Origin of the sequence: Serratia sp. 2C06 (assembly GCF_050037615.1) — a bacterium.
GTDB classification, from domain to species: Bacteria; Pseudomonadota; Gammaproteobacteria; order Enterobacterales; family Enterobacteriaceae; genus Serratia; species Serratia ureilytica.
In genome coordinates this window covers 4309539-4327764 of record NZ_CP188299.1, presented here as the reverse complement: position 1 = coordinate 4327764, position 18226 = coordinate 4309539, and the positions used below count along the sequence as shown (strand labels likewise).

The 18226-nt window shown below is 62.1% G+C and carries 20 protein-coding genes; 5 read left to right on the top strand and 15 right to left on the bottom strand.

Annotation, left to right across the window (positions count from 1 at the left end; all coding sequences use genetic code 11):
* Positions 1–15: 15 nt before the first annotated feature.
* Genes pcaF through paaA form a run of 10 tightly spaced genes read right to left on the bottom strand, consistent with a single transcriptional unit; the run spans position 16 to position 8360 of the window.
* Positions 16–1221 (bottom strand): 3-oxoadipyl-CoA thiolase, encoded by a 1206-nt coding sequence (gene pcaF, locus ACP3TA_RS21265; RefSeq protein WP_089194910.1) that lies wholly within the window; start codon positions 1219–1221, stop codon positions 16–18.
* Positions 1218–1658 carry a hydroxyphenylacetyl-CoA thioesterase PaaI gene (gene paaI, locus ACP3TA_RS21260; protein WP_033643614.1) on the bottom strand — a complete coding sequence of 147 codons (441 nt, stop codon included), beginning with the start codon at positions 1656–1658 and terminating at the stop codon, positions 1218–1220. Before paaI ends, pcaF begins: the two co-directional genes overlap by 4 nt.
* Positions 1655–3187: a 3-hydroxyacyl-CoA dehydrogenase gene (locus ACP3TA_RS21255; RefSeq protein ID WP_046687373.1), complete on the bottom strand. Its 1533-nt coding sequence runs from the start codon at positions 3185–3187 to the stop codon at positions 1655–1657. Before ACP3TA_RS21255 ends, paaI begins: the two co-directional genes overlap by 4 nt.
* A gap of 2 nt (positions 3188–3189) precedes the next feature.
* Positions 3190–3981, bottom strand: a complete 792-nt coding sequence (paaG, locus tag ACP3TA_RS21250) for a 2-(1,2-epoxy-1,2-dihydrophenyl)acetyl-CoA isomerase PaaG (RefSeq protein WP_047025413.1) — start codon at positions 3979–3981, stop codon at positions 3190–3192.
* Positions 3982–3984: 3 nt separating this feature from the next.
* The gene (gene paaF / locus ACP3TA_RS21245; RefSeq protein ID WP_342170948.1) at positions 3985–4758 is read right to left on the bottom strand and encodes a 2,3-dehydroadipyl-CoA hydratase PaaF; all 774 of its coding nucleotides are present in this window, start codon (positions 4756–4758) and stop codon (positions 3985–3987) included.
* A gap of 8 nt (positions 4759–4766) precedes the next feature.
* On the bottom strand, positions 4767–5825 hold the full coding sequence (gene paaE / locus ACP3TA_RS21240) for a 1,2-phenylacetyl-CoA epoxidase subunit PaaE (protein ID WP_426784423.1): 1059 nt from the start codon (positions 5823–5825) through the stop codon (positions 4767–4769).
* A 13-nt stretch (positions 5826–5838) separates the two neighbouring features.
* Positions 5839–6336, bottom strand: coding sequence for a 1,2-phenylacetyl-CoA epoxidase subunit PaaD (paaD, locus tag ACP3TA_RS21235; RefSeq protein ID WP_033643609.1), 498 nt, complete (start codon positions 6334–6336; stop codon positions 5839–5841).
* A 9-nt stretch (positions 6337–6345) separates the two neighbouring features.
* Complete coding sequence (paaC, locus tag ACP3TA_RS21230; RefSeq protein WP_089194909.1) at positions 6346–7104, bottom strand: 1,2-phenylacetyl-CoA epoxidase subunit PaaC; 759 nt, start codon at positions 7102–7104, stop codon at positions 6346–6348.
* An 8-nt stretch (positions 7105–7112) separates the two neighbouring features.
* A complete protein-coding gene (paaB, locus tag ACP3TA_RS21225) occupies positions 7113–7400 on the bottom strand; it encodes a 1,2-phenylacetyl-CoA epoxidase subunit PaaB (protein ID WP_004935173.1) in 288 nt (95 codons plus the stop codon).
* A gap of 21 nt (positions 7401–7421) precedes the next feature.
* Entirely contained in the window at positions 7422–8360 is a 939-nt protein-coding gene (gene paaA / locus ACP3TA_RS21220) for a 1,2-phenylacetyl-CoA epoxidase subunit PaaA (protein WP_187307506.1), read from the bottom strand.
* A 317-nt stretch (positions 8361–8677) separates the two neighbouring features.
* Between paaA and paaZ the strand changes: the two genes are divergently transcribed.
* Positions 8678–10744: a phenylacetic acid degradation bifunctional protein PaaZ gene (gene paaZ / locus ACP3TA_RS21215; RefSeq protein ID WP_164120120.1), complete on the top strand. Its 2067-nt coding sequence runs from the start codon at positions 8678–8680 to the stop codon at positions 10742–10744.
* Positions 10745–10787: 43 nt separating this feature from the next.
* On the opposite strand, the gene ACP3TA_RS21210 is transcribed toward paaZ, so the two are convergent.
* Both ACP3TA_RS21210 and ACP3TA_RS21205 read right to left on the bottom strand, forming a co-directional pair.
* Positions 10788–11681: a Kdo hydroxylase family protein gene (locus tag ACP3TA_RS21210; RefSeq protein WP_164120121.1), complete on the bottom strand. Its 894-nt coding sequence runs from the start codon at positions 11679–11681 to the stop codon at positions 10788–10790.
* Between the two features lie 493 nt (positions 11682–12174).
* Complete coding sequence (locus ACP3TA_RS21205; RefSeq protein ID WP_033643603.1) at positions 12175–13728, bottom strand: sensor domain-containing diguanylate cyclase; 1554 nt, start codon at positions 13726–13728, stop codon at positions 12175–12177.
* A 160-nt stretch (positions 13729–13888) separates the two neighbouring features.
* Between ACP3TA_RS21205 and ACP3TA_RS21200 the strand changes: the two genes are divergently transcribed.
* The gene (locus ACP3TA_RS21200; RefSeq protein WP_033643602.1) at positions 13889–14083 is read left to right on the top strand and encodes a hypothetical protein; all 195 of its coding nucleotides are present in this window, start codon (positions 13889–13891) and stop codon (positions 14081–14083) included.
* A 15-nt stretch (positions 14084–14098) separates the two neighbouring features.
* On the opposite strand, the gene ACP3TA_RS21195 is transcribed toward ACP3TA_RS21200, so the two are convergent.
* Both ACP3TA_RS21195 and ACP3TA_RS21190 read right to left on the bottom strand, forming a co-directional pair.
* The gene (locus tag ACP3TA_RS21195) at positions 14099–14518 is read right to left on the bottom strand and encodes a VOC family protein (protein WP_033643601.1); all 420 of its coding nucleotides are present in this window, start codon (positions 14516–14518) and stop codon (positions 14099–14101) included.
* Between the two features lie 176 nt (positions 14519–14694).
* Positions 14695–15615, bottom strand: coding sequence for a Kdo(2)-lipid IV(A) acyltransferase (locus ACP3TA_RS21190; RefSeq protein WP_046687368.1), 921 nt, complete (start codon positions 15613–15615; stop codon positions 14695–14697).
* 630 nt (positions 15616–16245) lie between these two features.
* Here ACP3TA_RS21190 and ACP3TA_RS21185 point away from each other — a divergent pair.
* The 3 genes from ACP3TA_RS21185 to ACP3TA_RS21175 all read left to right on the top strand — a co-directional run bounded on the left by ACP3TA_RS21185 (position 16246) and on the right by ACP3TA_RS21175 (position 17191).
* Positions 16246–16446 (top strand): glycine zipper domain-containing protein, encoded by a 201-nt coding sequence (locus ACP3TA_RS21185; protein ID WP_033643599.1) that lies wholly within the window; start codon positions 16246–16248, stop codon positions 16444–16446.
* A gap of 11 nt (positions 16447–16457) precedes the next feature.
* Complete coding sequence (locus tag ACP3TA_RS21180; RefSeq protein ID WP_004935146.1) at positions 16458–16706, top strand: GlsB/YeaQ/YmgE family stress response membrane protein; 249 nt, start codon at positions 16458–16460, stop codon at positions 16704–16706.
* Between the two features lie 95 nt (positions 16707–16801).
* Complete coding sequence (locus tag ACP3TA_RS21175) at positions 16802–17191, top strand: YidB family protein (RefSeq protein ID WP_019453502.1); 390 nt, start codon at positions 16802–16804, stop codon at positions 17189–17191.
* A gap of 3 nt (positions 17192–17194) precedes the next feature.
* Here the strand turns inward: ACP3TA_RS21175 and ACP3TA_RS21170 are convergent, their stop codons facing one another.
* Positions 17195–18127, bottom strand: a complete 933-nt coding sequence (locus ACP3TA_RS21170) for a LysR family transcriptional regulator (protein WP_033650815.1) — start codon at positions 18125–18127, stop codon at positions 17195–17197.
* Positions 18128–18226 lie beyond the last annotated feature (99 nt).

Genomic DNA, 18226 nt, shown 5'->3' with positions numbered 1-18226 from the left:
GGTTAGCCTCAGGGGTCAGACACGCTCAATGATCATGGCGATGCCTTGGCCCACGCCGATGCACATGGTGCACAGAGCGTAGCGGCCGGCTCGCCGTTCCAGTTCAAACAGGGCGGCCAGCGCCAGGCGCGCGCCGCTCATGCCCAGCGGGTGCCCCAGAGCGATCGCGCCGCCGTTGGGGTTGACCTGCGGGGCATCGTCCGGCAGGCCAAGCTGGCGCATCACCGCCAACGCCTGGGCGGCGAACGCTTCGTTCAGTTCGATGACGTCCATCTGCGCCAGGCTCAGCCCGGCGATCTCCAGCACCTTGCGGGTGGCCGGCAGCGGGCCGATGCCCATCAGCCGCGGCTCCACGCCGCAGGTGGCGGTGGCAAGGATGCGCGCGCGCGGCGTCAGGCCCTGGCGCGCCGCCATCGCTTCGGAGGCGACGATCAGCGCGGCCGCGCCGTCGTTCAGCCCCGAGGCGTTGCCGGCGGTGACGCTGCCGGGCTGACGGAACGGGGTTTTCAGCGCCTGCAGCTGATCGAAGGTGGTGTCGGCGCGCGGGTGTTCATCCTGGCTGAACAGGGTGACTGCGCCTTTTTTACCGGTGAGGCTGACCGGCGCTATCTCCTGCGCCAGGTGGCCCAGCGCCTGCGCCCGGGCGGCGCGCTGCTGGCTGCGCAGCGCAAAGGCGTCCTGATCGGCACGGCTGATGTTGAACTGCGCCGCGACGTTTTCGGCGGTCTCCGGCATCGAATCGGTACCGAACTCGGCCTGCATGCGCGGGTTGACGAAGCGCCAGCCGAGGGTGGTGTCGTACAGCTGCGCCTGGCGGCTGAAGGCGCTGTCGGCCTTGCCCATCACCAGCGGCGCGCGGGTCATCGATTCCGCGCCGCCCGCCAGCAGCAGCCCGGCGTCGCCGGCCTTGATGCTGCGCGCCGCCATCGCCAGCGCATCCAGGCCCGAACCGCACAGGCGGTTCACCGTGGTGCCGGAAACGCCGACCGGTAGCCCGGCCAGCAGCAATGCCATACGCGCCAGGTTGCGGTTGTCTTCCCCGGCCTGGTTGGCGCAGCCGAGGATCACATCGTCCAGCTGCGCCCAATCCACCTGTGGATAGCGCTCCAGCAGCACGCGCAGCGGCAGGGCGGCGAGATCGTCGGCCCTCACCTGGGCCAGCGCGCCGCCATAGCGGCCGATCGGGGTGCGCACGCCGTCGCAGATAAATGCCTGATTCATGCCTGATCTCCTAAAATGCTGTGACCGAGGCGGTGCGCGCGGCCGCGAAACCAGGCGACGGTTTTGCCCTGTTGATTGACGATTTCGACGTCATACAGCCCGGTGGCTTTGCCCTGATGGCGCATCTGCGCGCTGGCGGTGAGGCGATCGCCGGCCAGCGCCGGGCGGACGAAGTCGATGCTGCAGCCGGAAGCCACCGCCGCCAGCCCCTGGCTGTTACAGGCGTAGGCGAAGGCGGTATCCGCCAGGCTGAACAGCTGGCCGCCATGGCAAGTCTGGTGGCCATTGAGCATCTGCGGGCCGACGGTCATGCTGACCTGCGCGTACCCTACGTCGACGGCATCGATGTGCATCCCCATCGCCTGAGCGCAGGTATCTTGCTGGAACATCTGTTCGGCGCAGCGCTGAGCCAGCGCGCGCGGCGTATTGGCGTTCATTGTTCGGCTCCTGAGAAAGAGGCGGGGGAAGCGTAGCGGCGCAGCAGCGGCATCGGGCGATAGCGGGCCTCGCCGTAATAGCGTTGCAGGTTTTCCAGCGTCGTCAGGATGTGGCGCCAGCCGAGCGCGGCGCCCCAGGCGAGCGGGCCGCGCGGATAGTTGACCCCGCGCAGCATCGCCAGATCGGTATCCTCGGCGCTGGCGACGCCTTTGTTCACCACGTCGAGCGCTTCGTTGGCCAGCATGGCCAGGGTGCGCATCGTTAGCAGGCCGGGGTAATCCGGCAACGGGATGACGCGTTTGCCGAGGGACTGCAGCAGACGGATCGCTTTGGCATTGTGTTGTGCGCCGTTTTGCGCCGCGCAGCTGATGGCGATGGCGGAGGCATGCGCATAGTCGGCACAGAGATCGAACAGCACCACGGGCATTCCACGTTCGTCGGCCAGTTGGCCGGCGGTTTTACCATTGGTTAACATCAGTGTAACGTCGTCGATCGTGACGTGCGGGCTGGTCTGGCCAGGTTGTTTAATCGCCCCCGCATTTTCGCTTAACAGCTGCGCCAAATCGGCCAGCGAAGACCAGTCGCCGTGCAGCGTAACGCGCTGCGGCAGCGCGGCCTGCGCCGGTGGCGCAAAGGCGATCATCTCTGCGGTGGGGCGTTGCGCGTCGTAGCGGTAGAAGCCGCGGCCGGATTTGCGGCCGAGGCGCCCGGCGGCCACCAGCTCCTGCTGCACCAGCGAGGGGGTGAAGCGCGGATCCTGGTAGAAGGCCTGATACACCGAGTCGGTCACGGCGTAATTGACGTCCTGGCCGATCAGATCGGTCAACTGCAGCGGGCCCATGGCGAAACCGCCGGCGTCGCGCATTACCGCATCCAGGGTGGCGGCGTCGGCCACCCGTTCTTCCAGCGCGCGCAAGCTTTCGGCGTAGAACGGCCGCGCCACGCGGTTGACGATGAATCCCGGCGTCGAACGACACACGACGCTCTGCTTACCCCAGCGCTGCGCCAGGGCTTGCAGCGCGGCGAGGGTCTCGGCCCCGGTCTCCAGACCGCTGACGATCTCCACCAGCTTCATCAGCGGTGCCGGGTTGAAGAAGTGCAGCCCGGCCATGCGCTGCGGGTGTTGCAAGGCGCCGGCGATGGCGGTGATCGACAGCGAGGAAGTATTGCTGGCGAACAGCGCCGTGGGCGAGCAGACCGCTTCCAGATCGCGGAACAGGCTCTGCTTGATCGCCAGATTTTCCGCCACCGCTTCAATCACCAGCGCGCTGTCGGCCAGTTGCTCGAGCGAATCGGCGCGTTCGAGACGCGCCAGCAGCGCCTCGGTGGTGTTTGCGTCGGCCTTGCCGCCGTCGACCCGCTGCCGCAGGCGGCGAGCGAGTTCGTCGATCGCGCGCTGGGCGGCGGCGGGGGCGATATCGAACAGCCGCACCGGGTGACCGGCGGCGGCGGCCACCTGCGCAATGCCGATGCCCATGGTGCCGGCGCCGATCACCGCCACCTGGCCGTTAAGAAGGGGCGCGTTCATGGCTATTTCCCGCTGAAGTTTGGCGTGCGTTTGGCGAAGAACGCGCTGACGCCTTCGCGGTAGTCGTCGCTGCGGCCGCCCAATCGCTGCAGATCGCGCTCCAGATCGAGTTGTTGATCGAGGCTGTTGGTGGCCGAACTGTAGATGGCTTTCTTGATTAGCCCCAGACCGTAAGTCGGCTGGGTGGCCAGATGGCGCGCCAGCGTTTGCGTGCGGTCGGCCAATTCATCCGCCGGCACCACCTGCCAGATCATGCCCCACTCCAGCGCCTGTTGGGCGCTGATTTTGTCGCCCAGCATGGCCATGCCCATCGCGCGGGCGTGGCCGGCCAGCCGCGGCAGGAACCAGCTGCCGCCGGAATCCGGCACCAGACCCAGGCGGCAGAACGACTGAATAAAGCCGGCGTTGTCGGCGGCGATGACGATGTCGCACGCCAGAGCCAGCGCGGCGCCGGCGCCGGCCGCCACGCCGTTGACCGCGCACACCACCGGTTTGGGCAGGGCGGTCAGGCGACGGATCAGGGGGTTGTAGAAACGTTCGACCGACAGGCCGAGGTCCGGCGCCTGTTGATCGGCGCTGACGTTGCGATCGTTGAGATCCTGCCCGGCGCAGAAACCGCGGCCGGCGCCGGCGATCAGCAGGCAGCGCACGTTGTCGTCGCGTTCGGCTTGCGTCAGCGCTTCGCTCAGTTGGCGATGCATTTCGTCGTTAAAGCTGTTGAGCCGATCCGGCCGGTTGAGGGTCAGCGTCAACACGCCGGCCTCGAGATGACTGAGAATCAATGCGTTATCCATAAATCAGCGCCCCTGATAGTTTGGCGTACGTTTTTCGAAAAAGGCGGCGATGCCTTCGCGGCGATCGTCGGTGGCGGCCAGGGTGACGAACTGCTGACGTTCCATCGCCAGCCCCTGGCTAAGGCCGGTTTCCTCGGCCTGTTTCAGCGCCTGCTTGGCGGCGCGCAGCGCCAGCGGCGCCTGACGGCTGATGCGATCGGCAATCTGCTGCGTGCGCTCCAGCGTCAGGGCATCGACGCACACTTCGCTGATAAGGCCAGCCTGCAGCGCGGTGCGGGCGTCGATGGCTTCGCCGGTCAGCACCATCTGGCTGGCGCGCGACTTGCCGACGCAGCGGATCAGGCGCTGGGTGCCTCCGGCCCCCGGCATCAGGCCGAGGGTGATCTCCGGCAGGCCGAAGCGGGCGCTTTCGCCGCCGATAACGATGTCGCAGGCCAGCGCCAACTCGCAGCCGGCGCCCAGGGCATAGCCGTTCACCGCCGCCAGCAGCGGCTTGCTGAACTGCGCCAGCCGCTGCCACAGCTGCGGACGGCGATCCGCCAGCGCGGCCGGCAGATCCTGCCGTTGCAGCTCGTGCAGATCGGCCCCGGCGGCGAAGAAACGCGCCGCGCCGGCGATCACCACGGCGCCCACGCCGCTGTCGGCATCGGCCTGATCCAGCAGAAACACCAGCTGCTCCAGGCAAGGGGTGCTCAGGGCGTTGCGCGCCTCCGGGCGGTGCAGCGTCAGCGTGACCACGCGGTGCTGCTGCTGGTGCAAAATAAAGGGGGTATCCATCGCGGCTCCTAGACGTCGAAGTCCAATACCACGCCGTCGCCTTTCGGCCACGACTGGCAGCTCAATACATAGCCCGCCGCCAACTGATCCGGCTCCAGGCTGTAGTTGACGCCCATCTCCACCTGGCCGGCCTTCAGACGGCATTTGCAGGTGGCGCATACGCCGCCTTTGCAGGCGTAGGGCAGGTCGGCGCCCTGGCGCAGCGCAGCGTCGAGAATGCTGTCGTCCTGTTCGCCGAGCTCGATATCCAACCGGCGGCCGTCGAGCAGGATTGTCACCTTGGCGGCGTTGCGATCGCCGCTGTGGCGCGGGCGGGCGACCAGGCCGCTGGTGTTGAAACGTTCGCTGTGGATGTGGTTGGCCGGAACGCCGGCCTGTTCCAGCACGGTCTGCGCGTCGTCCATCATCGATTCCGGCCCGCAGATGAAGGCGTGGTCATAGTCGCGGAAATCCAGCAGCGCGCCGCCGATCGCCGTCAGGCGTTCACGATCGATGCGGCCGCTGAGCAGCGGGCTGTCGAGGCTCTCCTGGCTGAACAGGTACAGCGGCTGAAAACGCTGCGGGTAGCGGTTTTTCAGATCCGACAGCGCTTCTTTGAACATCATCGAACGGCTGTTGCGGTTGCCGTAGATCAGGGTAAAACTGCTGCCCGGTTCGAGCTGCAGCGTCGCTTTGATGATCGACAGCATCGGCGTGATGCCGGAGCCGGCGGCGATCGCCAGGTAATTGCCGCGGCGCTCCGCCTGCGGCTGATAGCCGAAGCGCCCCTGCGGCACCATCACTTCCAGCGCATCGCCGACTTTCAGCATGCGGTTGACGAAGCCGGAGAAACGGCCCTGATCAATTGCTTTTACGCCGATCTGCAGCAGGCCTTCCTGCGGTGAACTGCAGATGGAATAGCAACGCCGCAGCTCTTCGCCGTTGACCCGCGCCTTGAGCGTCAGGTGCTGGCCGGGGGTGTAGCGGTATTGGTTTTGCAGCTCTTCGGGCACCCGCAGGGTGATGGCTACGGCGTTCGGCGTTTCGCGCTCGATGGCGGCGACGTTCAGGCGATGAAAGACCGTCATGGTGTCAGCGCTCCTATATGCATTTGAAGTAGTCGAACGGTTCCCGGCAGTCGCAGCAGCGGTACAGCGCTTTACAGGCGGTGGAGCCGAACTCGCTGATCTTCTCGCTGTGGGTGCTGCCGCAGCGCGGGCAGGCGACCGGGCCGTGGGCGTGCGGCCGATCGCAGGTGTGGCCCTGCGGGGGCGCTACGCCGTATTGCCGCAGCCGCTCGCGGGCGTCGGCGTTCATCCAGTCGGTGGTCCAGGCCGGGCTGAGGCGAATGTCCACCCGCACCGGGCTGAAGCCGGCGGCCGTCAGCCGCTGCTCGATGGCGTTGAGTAAAAATTCGGTGGCCGGGCAGCCGGAATAGGTTGGGGTGAAGGTCACGCGCCAGCCGCTGCCGTCGCGCACCACGTCGCGCACCATGCCCAAATCGGTGATCGACAGCACCGGCAGTTCGGGATCGCTGATCTGCTGCAGGCAGTGCCAAATCTGCGGGATTTCGGCGGGTTGCAAACGAGTGACGTTCATCGCGGCCTCCTACCACTGACTGTTTGGATAGGCGCGCTGCAGGAACTGCATCTCCGCCAGCAGCGGGCCGAGGTGTTCACTGTGTCGGCCTTGTTTGCCGCCGTGCCGGAACGCCTGCTCGGCGGGCAGCGTCAACGTCGCCTGGCGCAGCGTCTCCTCCACCTGCGCTTGCCAGGGAGCCTGCAGCTGGCGCGGATCGACGGCGATGCCCTGTTCCGCCAGCTCAAGCTCCAGCGCGTCGGCGTGGAACAGCTCAGCGGTGAAGCGCCACAGGTTATCCAGCGACTGCTGGATCTTGCGGTGGCTGATGTCGTTGCCGTCGCCGAGGCGGATCATCCAGCCGCGGCTGAAGCGCAGGTGGTAATCGGCCTCCTTCAATGACTTGGCGGCGATGGCGGCGATCTGCGCATCGCGGCTGCGGCTCAACGCCTGATGCAGCTGCACGTGGTAGACGTCGAGCAGGAACTGGCGCACCAACGTGTCGTTGAAACCGCCGTTCGGCTGTTCCGCCAGCAGCAGGTTATGAAACTGGCGTTCGTCGCGGCCGAAGGCCAGGCTGTCTTCGCTGCAGGGCGGCCCGGCCAGTTCGGCGGCGTAGCTCAGGAAGTTGCGCGCCTGGCCGAGCAGATCGAGCCCGATGTTGGCCAACGCCAGATCGATTTCCAGCTCGGGCGCGTGGCCGCACCAGGCGCACAGACGCTGGGCGAGGATCAAAGGCGTGTCGCCCTGGCGGAGCAAATAGCTGATGCGCGGATCGTTAACCGTCATGGTCGCCTCTACATGTTCTTGATGCCGTCGGGAATGGTGTAAAACGTCGGATGACGGTAGATCTTGTCTTCGGACGGATCGAAGAACGCGCCGCGATCTTCCGGCTGCGAGGCGATCAGATGGCGGGATTGCACCACCCAAATCGAGCAGCCTTCGTTGCGGCGCGTGTAGGCGTCGCGGGCGTTTTCCAGCGCCATTTGGTCGTCTGCGGCGTGCAGGCTGCCGACGTGGCGATGCGCCAACCCTTGTTTGCTGCGGATAAACACTTCATACAGCGGCCATTCAACGTGGCTCATGATCTCGGTTCCTTATGTTGGCTATGCGGCGGAAGCGGCGTTTTTCGCGGCGTGGGCCATGGCGCCGTCACGCACCCAGGCGCCGTCTTCCCAGGCGCGGCGTTTGGCCTGCAGGCGTTCGTGGTTGCATTGGCCACGCCCTTTGATCACCTCATGCAGCTCGCTCCAGTCGATCTCGCCGAAGCGATAGTGGCCGGCGGCGGCATCCCAGTGCAGATCCGGATCCGGCGCCGTCATGCCCAGCGCTTCCAGCTGCGGTACGGTGTTGTCGACGAACTTCTGCCGCAGCTCATCGTTGCTGTGGCGTTTGATCTTCCACGCCATGCTCTGGGCGCTGTGGGGGGAGTCGGCGTCGCTCGGGCCGAACATCATCAGCACCGGCCACCAGAAGCGATCGATGGCGTCCTGCAGCATGGCGCGCTGCGTGTCGCTGCCGTGGGCCATCGCCATCACCGCCTCGTAGCCCTGGCGCTGGTGGAAGCTTTCCTCTTTGCAGATTTTCACCATCGCCCGCGCGTAGGGGCCGAAGGACGCGCGGCACAGCGCCACCTGGTTGACGATGGCGGCGCCGTCGACCAGCCAGCCGATCACGCCGATATCCGCCCAGTTGAGCGTGGGGTAATTGAAGATCGAGGAGTACTTCATTTTGCCGTCGAGCATCTTTTGGTAGATGTCCTGGCGCGAACAGCCGAGGGTTTCGGCGGCGCTGTAGAGGTACAGGCCGTGGCCGGCCTCATCCTGCACTTTGGCCAGCAGCACCGCTTTGCGGCGCAGCGTGGGGGCGCGCGTCAACCAGTTGGCTTCCGGCAGCATGCCGATGACTTCCGAATGGGCGTGTTGGCCGATCTGCCGAATCAGGTTCTGACGGTAAGCGTCCGGCATCCAGTCTTTGGCTTCGATAGCGATATCCGCCGCGATCTTGGCGTCGAAATGCTGCTGATACTGTGCTTCAGTTGTCATGCTCGCCTCTTGGTGATTCGTATTTTTCACATTGAATATAAAAATGTGAATCACTTTAACTAACCATAAGGCTACAAACTGATAACAAAAAGATCAAACGAGATTCATGTGGTTTTGCGAGCGCATTCACAAGTTAATTGTTTATATTATTGATTTAATTTGATAAATAAAATCAATGACTCTGTGTTAACGACAGGGAAAGCGGCTTGAACGCGCTTCTTGTTCTCTTTTTGTTAAAATTGAGTTTGGCGTAAACTGGCATTTATGTGATACGTAATTAAGCTGTAGGGTGAAAATTTATGAATTTTGGAGGGCACATGCAGCAGTTACACAGTTATCTTTCTGGCGCCTGGGTGTATGGGCAGGGAGAGAGCCGCGAGATCCGCCACGCCGTGACCGGCGAGGCGCTGTACCAGGTCTGCTCCGACGGCCTGCCGTTAGCGGCGAGCCTGAGCTATGCCCGCCGCCACGGGGGGCCGGCGCTGGCGCAAATGACGTTCCAGCAGCGCGCCCAGATGCTCAAAGCGGTGGCGAAACACCTGCTGGCGCACAAAGAGGCGCTGTATCAGATTTCCTATCAAACCGGGGCGACGCGCAGCGACGGCTGGGTCGATATCGAAGGCGGCATCGCCACGCTGTTCGCCTATGCCGGCATGGCCGGCCGCGATCTGCCGGATGATACCCTGTGGCCGGAGGATGAGCTGACCCCGTTGTCGAAACAGGCGCAGTTCGCCGCTCGCCACGTATTGACCTCGCGCCCGGGCGTGGCGCTGCATATCAACGCCTTCAACTTCCCTTGCTGGGGCATGCTGGAAAAACTGGCGCCGACCTGGCTGGCGGGCATGCCGGCCATCATCAAGCCGGCCACCGCCACCGCGCAGCTGACGCAGGCGATGGTCAGGCTGATCGTCGACAGCGGGCTGGTGCCGGAAGGGGCGCTGCAGTTGGTATGCGGTGGCGTCGGCGACATGTTTGCGCACCTGGATTATCAGGATGCGGTGACGTTCACCGGTTCGGCGCAGACCGGGCAGCGGCTGCGCGCGCACCCGCGGCTGTTGGAGAAATCGATCGCCTTCACCATGGAGGCGGATTCGCTCAACTGCTGCGTGCTGGCGGAAGACGTAACGCCGGAGATGCCGGAGTTTGCGCTGTTTATCAAAGAGGTGTGCCGTGAAATGACCGCCAAGGCGGGGCAGAAATGCACGGCGATCCGCCGCATCATCGTGCCGGCGGCGCAGGTGGTTGCGGTGCGTCAGGCCTTGTTGCAGCGCCTGGCTGGGGTGACGGTGGGCGACCCGCAGCTGGAGCAGGTGCGCATGGGGGCGTTGGTCAGCCACGAGCAGCGTGATGATGTGCAAAGCAAGGTGGAGTTCCTGCTGCGCAACGGCTGCGAACCGCTGTGCGGCGCGTCGCTGGATAAGCTGGAAATCCTGGGCGACGGCGCGCGCGGCGGGGCGTTTTATCCGCCGACCTTGCTGTATTGCGCCGATCCGTTCACCCATCAGGCAGTGCACGGCACCGAGGCCTTCGGCCCGGTGGCGACGCTGATGCCGTATGCGGATACCGAGCAGGCGATCGCGTTGGCGTTGCTGGGGCAGGGCAGCCTGGCGGGCTCTCTGGTGACCGCCGACCCGGCGCTGGCCAAGCGCTTCATTCGCGCGGCGGCCTGCGCCCACGGCCGCATGTTGATTCTGGATGAACAGGCGGCGGCGGAGTCCACCGGCCACGGGTCGCCGCTGCCGATGTTGGTGCACGGCGGCCCGGGGCGCGCGGGCGGCGGGGAAGAGCTGGGCGGATTGCGCGCGGTGAAGCACTATATGCAGCGCACGGCGATCCAGGGCAGCCCGGCGATGCTGGCGGCCATCGGCGGCGAATGGGTGCGCGGCGCGCCGGTCGCCGAGCACCCGGTACATCCGTTCCGGAAATACTTCGAGCAGCTGCAGTTGGGCGACAGCCTGTTGACCGCGCGCCGTACCGTGACCGAAGCGGATATCGTCAACTTCGCCTGCCTGAGCGGCGATCATTTCTACGCGCACATGGACAAGATCGGCGCCGCCGATTCGCTGTTCGGCGAGCGGGTGGCGCACGGTTACTTTGTGGTGTCCGCCGCGGCCGGGCTGTTTGTCGATGCCGCCGTCGGGCCGGTGATCGCCAACTACGGCATGGAGAATCTGCGCTTTATCGAACCGGTGAAGATCGGCGACACCATTCAGGTGCGGTTGACCTGCAAGAAGAAGATCCGCAAGCCGCAGAAAACCGCCGAAGATCGGCCGCACGGCGTGGTGGTGTGGGATGTGCAAGTATTGAATCAGGAACAGCAGCCGGTGGCGCTGTACAGCATCCTGACGTTGGTGGCGCGCCAACAGGGGGACTTCGAGGCGTGATGCGCGCTTGCCGCCGCCGGAGCTGCCGGCGGCGGCAATCTATTCAGATCAGCGGCTGACCGCGCAGCTGTTCCAGCACTTTCAGCGGCGAGCGCTGCGGATCCTGCATCTTGTTCACCGGCAGCAAGAAGGTCTGTTCCAGCATAAACTGGCCGCCCATCGCGGCGTGCGGCGTTTGATCCGAGAAGCAAATCCAGCTGCTGCCCGGCGGAAACGCCAGCGCCAGCTGCGGCCCCTGTTGTTGATAATCGCCGTCGGCCTTCATGGCGTCATGCAACTGCAGCATCAGGTGGTCATAATGGCTGCGGCGGGTTTTGGTGATGCGTACCCGGTGCTGCAGCCAACTGCTGAAGGCGGAGTAGCGCGCCAGACGCGGCATGAAGCGTTGCGCCAGCTCAGGGAACGGTTCGCCGACGCGCCATTGGCGATGTTCACCGTGCGGATTGATGTTGGTGAAAATGCGCAGAATGCGTTCGCCGTAGTTCGGGCGCGACGGGAAAGCATCGACGTGCAGCCGGCTGTCATCTTTGCGCCAGGAGCTGCTTGCGCGCCAGGCCGAAACCGGATGCAAACGCAGGCTGCCGGTCGGATGGTGCAGCGCCTCCTGATACTCGGGCAACAGCCCGGCGATCAGCTGGCGGCAAGATTGGTAATAACGTTCCAGCAGTTGCTGAACCTGCTGCCGGCGCTCCGCGACGGCGACGCCGGTCAGCTTGCCGGACAGCGGTTGATAGCTGATGTTTTTGCGCTTCGGATCGACCAGCGCCGGATCCAGCAGTGGCATTTCCTGCTCAGACAGGGTGAAGGCCAGTTCGGGCAGAAACAGCACCTTGCCCTGTTCCAGTTCGCTGACCGCGCTGGATGCTTCCGTTGCCGCCCATTGTCGCAACGGCAGCGTCAGGACGGCCTCTTCACGCATAATATCGCCAGTAGGCATGAGATCTCCTCGCAAATCTATATCGCTTTATTCCCGCCTTTCAGGTTGCCGCGTGGTTGGCTGCACTGGCTTGCGCCGTGGCTGGCTGGAGCGACGCCAAAAGTCTTTGCGTCGGTCGCCCAAATGCAACGTGAAATTTATGGGTTCTATTATGGATGTATCAGCAGGGCGCAGTGCGCCGAAGCGTGCGATGGCTTCCTGATATATAGAATAGTCCTGCTAAGGGTATCACCGGCAATGCCAATGAAAAGTAAACGGAGGCTAAACGAGGTTCGGTGTAGGCACGAATAATCAAAAATGGCACGAATTGTCCGCTGAATAGCGAGTTTTTTATCTTATTGAATTGTAATGGAAATAAATATGCTGCTTATTTATTGGCGTTATTTCATTCGAGAGCGGGGCAAATTGGGGAAATAATGTTTCGGTAGGAAATTATTTCATTTTTGTCGTGGGAATAAATCGGGCCGCCCAATTTTGGTGGCCCGATGAGTGATTAAGCGCCGTAAATGCAGTTTTTGCCTTTTTTCTTGGCCTGATACAGCGCGCTGTCCGCCTCATTGATAAAGCTGATCGGCGTATCGTTATACATATGCGGCACTTTGGCGCAGATGCCGATGCTGATGGTGACGATGCCGTGCGGGTTGCCCTGATGCGGGATCTTCAGATCGCGCACCGCCTGGATGACGCGTTCGGCGAAAATCAGCGCGCCCTGCACGTCGGTATCCGGCAGGATAATCCCCATCTCTTCGCCGCCGTAGCGCGCCAGAATATCGTTGCTGCGGCACGCCAACCCTTTCAGCGTCTGGCCGATCTGCTGCAGGCACTGGTCGCCGGCGACGTGGCCGTAGCTGTCGTTGTACTGCTTGAAGTAGTCGATATCCAGCATCAGCAGCGCCACGCTGCGGTAGTTGCGCGAGGCGCGCGCCAGCTCGTTCTTCAGCGCGATGTCAAACTGGCGGCGGTTGGCCAGGCCGGTCAGGCTGTCCAGCAGTGCCAGTTCTTCCAGCATCTGGTTGATGCTGGTCAGCTGATCGCGGGTACGCATCAGCTCGGCTTCGGTTTGCATGCTGTGCTTGATTTGCCGCAGCAGCACCGTGCCCATCGCCAGCAGGATCATCAGCAGAGAGAGGCCGCCGGCGGCGAACAGGCCGGCGTCGGTGCGCCAGTCCGCCAGTGCGTCGCGTTTCGACAGCCCGGCGGCGATCACCAGCGGAAAGCGGTTGACCCGCGAATAGCCGTAGATGCGCTCCACTTTGTCGTACAGCGAGGTGATGGTGGCGTTGCCGAATTCCGAATGCGGCAATATTTCGCTGAACAACACGCCCTTGGCGATATTTTTACCGATCGAGGCCGCCGAGTAAGGGCGGCGGTAGAGGATGGTGCCGTCCGCCAGCAGCAGATTTAGCGAGGCGTCGGTGTTGAGGGCGAAACTGTCGTAAAACTGGCGAAAATAATCGACGTACAACGTCGCCAGCACCACGCCGCCAAAGCTGCCGTCCGGGTTGTTGAAGCGCCGCGAAACGGGGATGATCAGATCGCCGGTGGTGCGGCTGCGGATCACCTCGCCGATGTACAGACCGCCGCCATCGCGGTTTTGGTGATATTTGAAGTAATCGCGATCGGCGTTGTTGGCGTTCTTGATGAATTTGCCCGAGGAGGTCGCCAGCCAGCGGCCGCTCGCATCGTAGATAAACATCCCGTGCAGCTGCGGCAGGTTGCCGACCTGGGTTTGCATCACCCGTTGCAGCCGGGTCAATTGCGAGGGCCCCAGTCCGTCGTTCTGGAGACGTTCGGTCAGATCGAGCAGATTGCCGTCTACCTGCATGAAGGTATCGTCGGCATGCTGCGCCAGCGAACGGGCTAGGTTGGCGGATTCATGCTCGGCGCTGCGCAGATCCCGCTGGTGCGCGTTCCAGATTTGCCAGCTGTTAAAGAGGATCAGCGTGGCGGCAACGATGATGACAAACACGCCGGCCTGAAATAATAATGGGGAGCTTTTAACGCTGCGCGGCGCCGCGGCATCCTGTATGGGTTGCTGCTGAGTCATGTCACCCTTGTTGTTTGATTACTATTCAATTTGAGTTAAGAGCAATCTTATATTTTATGCATAAATGCGCCAGACCTCTAGCCCTTAACGTGGCGATAGGGAGAAAGGCGCCTCGCACCCCGCATTTGCGGCGGTGTGAACGCGAAGGAGTAAAAGAGCCATGTCGGATTACATCATTATCGCTTTACTGACGCTGGCGGTGTATTACCCCCTCACGCTGGGGGCGCTGGCGGTGATGATGTTCTTCGCCTGGCGGCGGCGACGGTCGCCTTACTGGCGGTTGGGGCTGGCGCTGTTGACGGTGTTGTTCGCGCTGTTCGCCAAAGCGGCGTATGACTGGCACCGCTACAGCTAGCGGCGCCATGCGGGGTTATTCGACGTTGATCATCCAGTTGACGCCGAATTTGTCGGTCAGCATGCCGAAGCCTTTGGCCCAGAAGGTGGCTTGATAAGGCATCGTCACCTGGCCGCCCTGCGCCAGCTTATCGAACAGTTTGCGTCCTTGTTCCGCGTCGCTGGGGTTCAGCGACAGCGAGAAGCCTTTGTGGGAAGCGCCGCCGCTGTCATCCTGCGGACAGCCGTCGGAGGCCATCAGCACGCCGTCGCCAATCAGCAGACGCGCATGCATGATCGCTTCAGGATTGACGTCCTGCGGCCCGCCTTGGCGGGCTTCTTCGGGCATGTCTTTAAAGCGCATGACCATTTCAATTTTGGCATTCAACTGCTGTACATAGAAGTTAATCGCTTGCTCACAGTTACCGCTGAAGAACAAATAGGGTTGTACCAGCATGACATTGACCTCGGTTGTGGCCCGACAGGCAACGACCGGCCCTCGGGCGGGAAGAAATGATTGCTGGCGGCAATAATTGCCGTCGGTGACTTATTAGTGTAGTCCCCCTGACGTAGAATGCTCGTGCGAGGTGAGCGCCTTCGCCGCCGGCAGGGCGGGCGAAGGCACGAAGGCGGTTAATACAGCGAAGGTTCGCCGGGGGGGCGGGTTTTAAAGCGGCGGTGCAACCACATGTATTGATCGGGCGCCAGCAGCACCTGTTCTTCCACCACGCGGTTCATCATGGCCGCTGCGCGCGTTTCATCGTCCAGCGGGAAGTCCGTCAGCGGCGGCTGCACGATCAGCTCGTAGCCGCGGGCATTCGGCAGGCGGCGCGGCACGAATGGCACGATCGACGGCCGCCCCATGCGCGCCAGGATATAGGTGCCGGTCGTCGTGGCGGCGTTTTCCACGGCGAAGAACGGCGCGAACACGCTGCTTTGCGGGCCGTAATCGTGGTCCGGCGCGTACCACAGGATTTCACCCTGCTTCAGGTTGCGGATCATGCCTTTGATATCTTTACGATCGATCATGAATTTATTCGAGCGCAGCCGGCCCCAGGTCTGCACCCATTCCATCAGCTTGTTATTGTGCGGGCGGTGTACGCCGATGCCGGGGTTTTGCATGCCGAAGATGCGCGCGCCCAGCTCCAGAGTGAGGAAATGCAGGCCGATCAGCAGCACGCCTTTCCCGTTCTGACGCGCCAGCTGCATGTTTTCCATGCCGCTCACCTTAAACCAACGGGCGATGCGCCAGTCAGGCCAGAACCAGGCCATGCCGACTTCGAACAGGCCCATGCCGACGGACTCAAAATTTTTGACAATCAGCGCCTCTCGTTCGGCGGCGGGCATCTCAGGGAAACAGAGTTCTAAATTACGGCGCGCTATTTTTACCCGGCGTTTCATCAGGGGCATGGCGATTCTGCCAAGGCCGTGTCCAAGCCGATAAATGAGCGGATAGGGCAATAACACCAATAGATAGAGTATTCCCAGCCCTATCCACAGCAACCAATAACGAGGGCGCAAGAATTCGCGCTCAAAGCGTTGGTTTAAAATCATTTTTTCTGTTCTTCCTTTAATTTCGCAATGGGACCTTAACCCAAATTGTTATGGGCGAAATGATAGAGCATTTTTTGTGAGACCGGGTTTTCCATTCATGCTTTTTTTTTTACGCTTTATTTAAGCGCAGACGGAAAACGGAACGAAATGAGATTTTTACCGAGGGAAGGGCGGATATTCACCGCTATTTCAACCGGCTGGCGACATTGAAAAATAAGGACACAATTCAGCGCATCGCAAAAGTGACAACCACTATGTAACCTTAGAGAAACAGCAGCGCGGCGGAACCGTCCCAAACGGCCGCCAGCGCATACAGCAGCGCGAGAATCAGGACAAAAGGGGCATTGAACATCGGCGTTTCCTCCAGGAGGCTGTGTTTAAAGTTTAGCCTGCCCAGATGACAATGGGATGAAATGCGATCGCTTTTGACGCGGTGAAATTCAGACGGACGGAAATGGGTAAACCGCTGATTTTTTACTATAGTCATAGTGTGATGTTGTGCGTTTGTCGCCGTACGCCCCGTCTTGAACGGCTGTGGGCAGAGTGTCCAGAGCAAGATCGCGGAACGGGCAGCGCCGGACGTGAAACAGGTGACGAAGTTCTCAGAGGGCGGGTCTGTAAGGATTTGACATGTCATATGAAAATGACGATCTAAGCGGTGTTGAGCAACCGAGCGACTACGTTAAAACCACCGCCTGCGAAGTGCGCAGCGGCGTAAAGGCAGCGCTCGAGCAATCATGTGCCTGCATCAAGGATAACCCTTGGGCAGGGGTAGGCGCCGGCGCCGTCGTGGGCCTGGTAATAGGATTTCTGTTAGGCAAAAGGCAATAGGGAGAGTAAAAATGGGCATCATTTCCTGGATCATTTTTGGTTTAATCGCCGGTATCCTGGCTAAATGGATTATGCCGGGCAAAGACGGCGGCGGCTTTATTGTTACCGTTATACTGGGGATCGTGGGCGCCGTCGTCGGCGGCTATATCAGCACCTTCTTCGGTATGGGGCGCGTTGACGGTTTTAACCTGGGCAGCTTCGTGGTGGCGGTCATCGGTGCCCTGGTGGTGCTTTTTGTCTACAGGAAGATCAAAGGCTAAGCAGCCGTTGCTCAACAGGGTCGCCGCGGCGGCCCTTTTTCGTGAAATCAATCCGGCTGTGCGGCACGGGCCGCAGCGGCTGAAAGGGGAATATCATGGGTCTGTTCGATAGCGTATTGGGTAACATTCTGGGCGGCGGCGCCAACGGCAAAGGCATCGACTACATCGCCATTATGCAGTGGGTCGAGCAACAAGGCGGCCTGCAGGCCATTTTGGACAAGTTCCGCCAGGGGCAGTTCGGCGATATCGTCGGTTCCTGGCTCGGTAACGGCGAAAACCAGCCGATTACAGGCGATCATGTGCAGCAGGCGTTGGGCAGCGATGCGATCAATCAATTGGCTGAAAAGCTGGGCGTCGATCCGGCCCAGGCGTCCAGCACCATTGCACAGTTCTTGCCGACGGTAGCGGATGCCGCTTCGCCAAACGGTGAAGTGCAGCAAGACAGCAATGAACTGGGCGACATGGTCGGCAAACTGTTCAAATAATGATTATGCTCCCGGCGTCTGGCCGGGGGCATTCACTCCGCTAATTCCCTCGATCGCCGTCAACGCCTGTTGCAAATGCGCCACCCAGGCGCGCACTTTCTGCGGAATAAAACGTAAAGCGGGATAGACCGCATGCAGCGCCATGGGCGGGTAGCGGTATTCCGGCAAGACGGGAACCAGCGCCCCCGTCGCCAGCTGTTCGCCGATCAGCGGCCGCTGAGCGCCACCGATGCCGGCCCCGGCCTCGATGGCCGCCAGCAGCGATAAGGTATTGTTGGCGCGAAACGTGGGCCGCAGCGCGACCATCTCGGCGCCGTGGGGGCCGAGCAGGGTGAGCGTATCGCCGTCGTTTAGGCCGCTGTAGCGAATGTGCGCATGTTTCACCAGATCCGCCGGCGAACGAGGGGCGCCATGCCTGGCCAGATAGGCCGGCGACGCGACCAGCAGGCGTTGCAGCTCACCCAACCGTTTCGCCACCATGCCGGGCGCATGCAATTCGCCGAAGCGCAGCGCCACGTCGATGCCTTCGCCGATGACGTCGGCGCGGCGATCGTCCAGCAGCAGCTCGATGGTGAGATCCGGATGACGTTTTTGGAACGCGATGGCCAAAGGGGTGATATGCCGTTGTCCGAATCCGGTCGGCGCATGCAGGCGCAAATTGCCCTGCAGCTGGTGGTGCTGGCCGTGCAATGCCTCTTCCGCTTCGTCGACCGCCGCCATAATCGGTTTGAGGCGCTGATAGTAATCATTGCCGGCCTCCGTCAGGGTGACCGCACGCGTGCTGCGAAACAGCAGCTGCGCCCCCAACTGCTGTTCCAGACCGGCGATTTGCTGACTGACCGCCGGCTGCGTCAAACGCAGATCGCGCGCGGCGGCCGACAGGCTGCCCAGCTCCGCCACCCGCATAAAGGTTTTCATTGCGTTCAGCTTATCCATGTCGATTTTGCCTATAGATATTTCTTATTAGTGTTAGTGGAAACCCTCATCTACCGCAAGTATCGCTAATCAATAACACTCAGGGTATCGATAATCCGA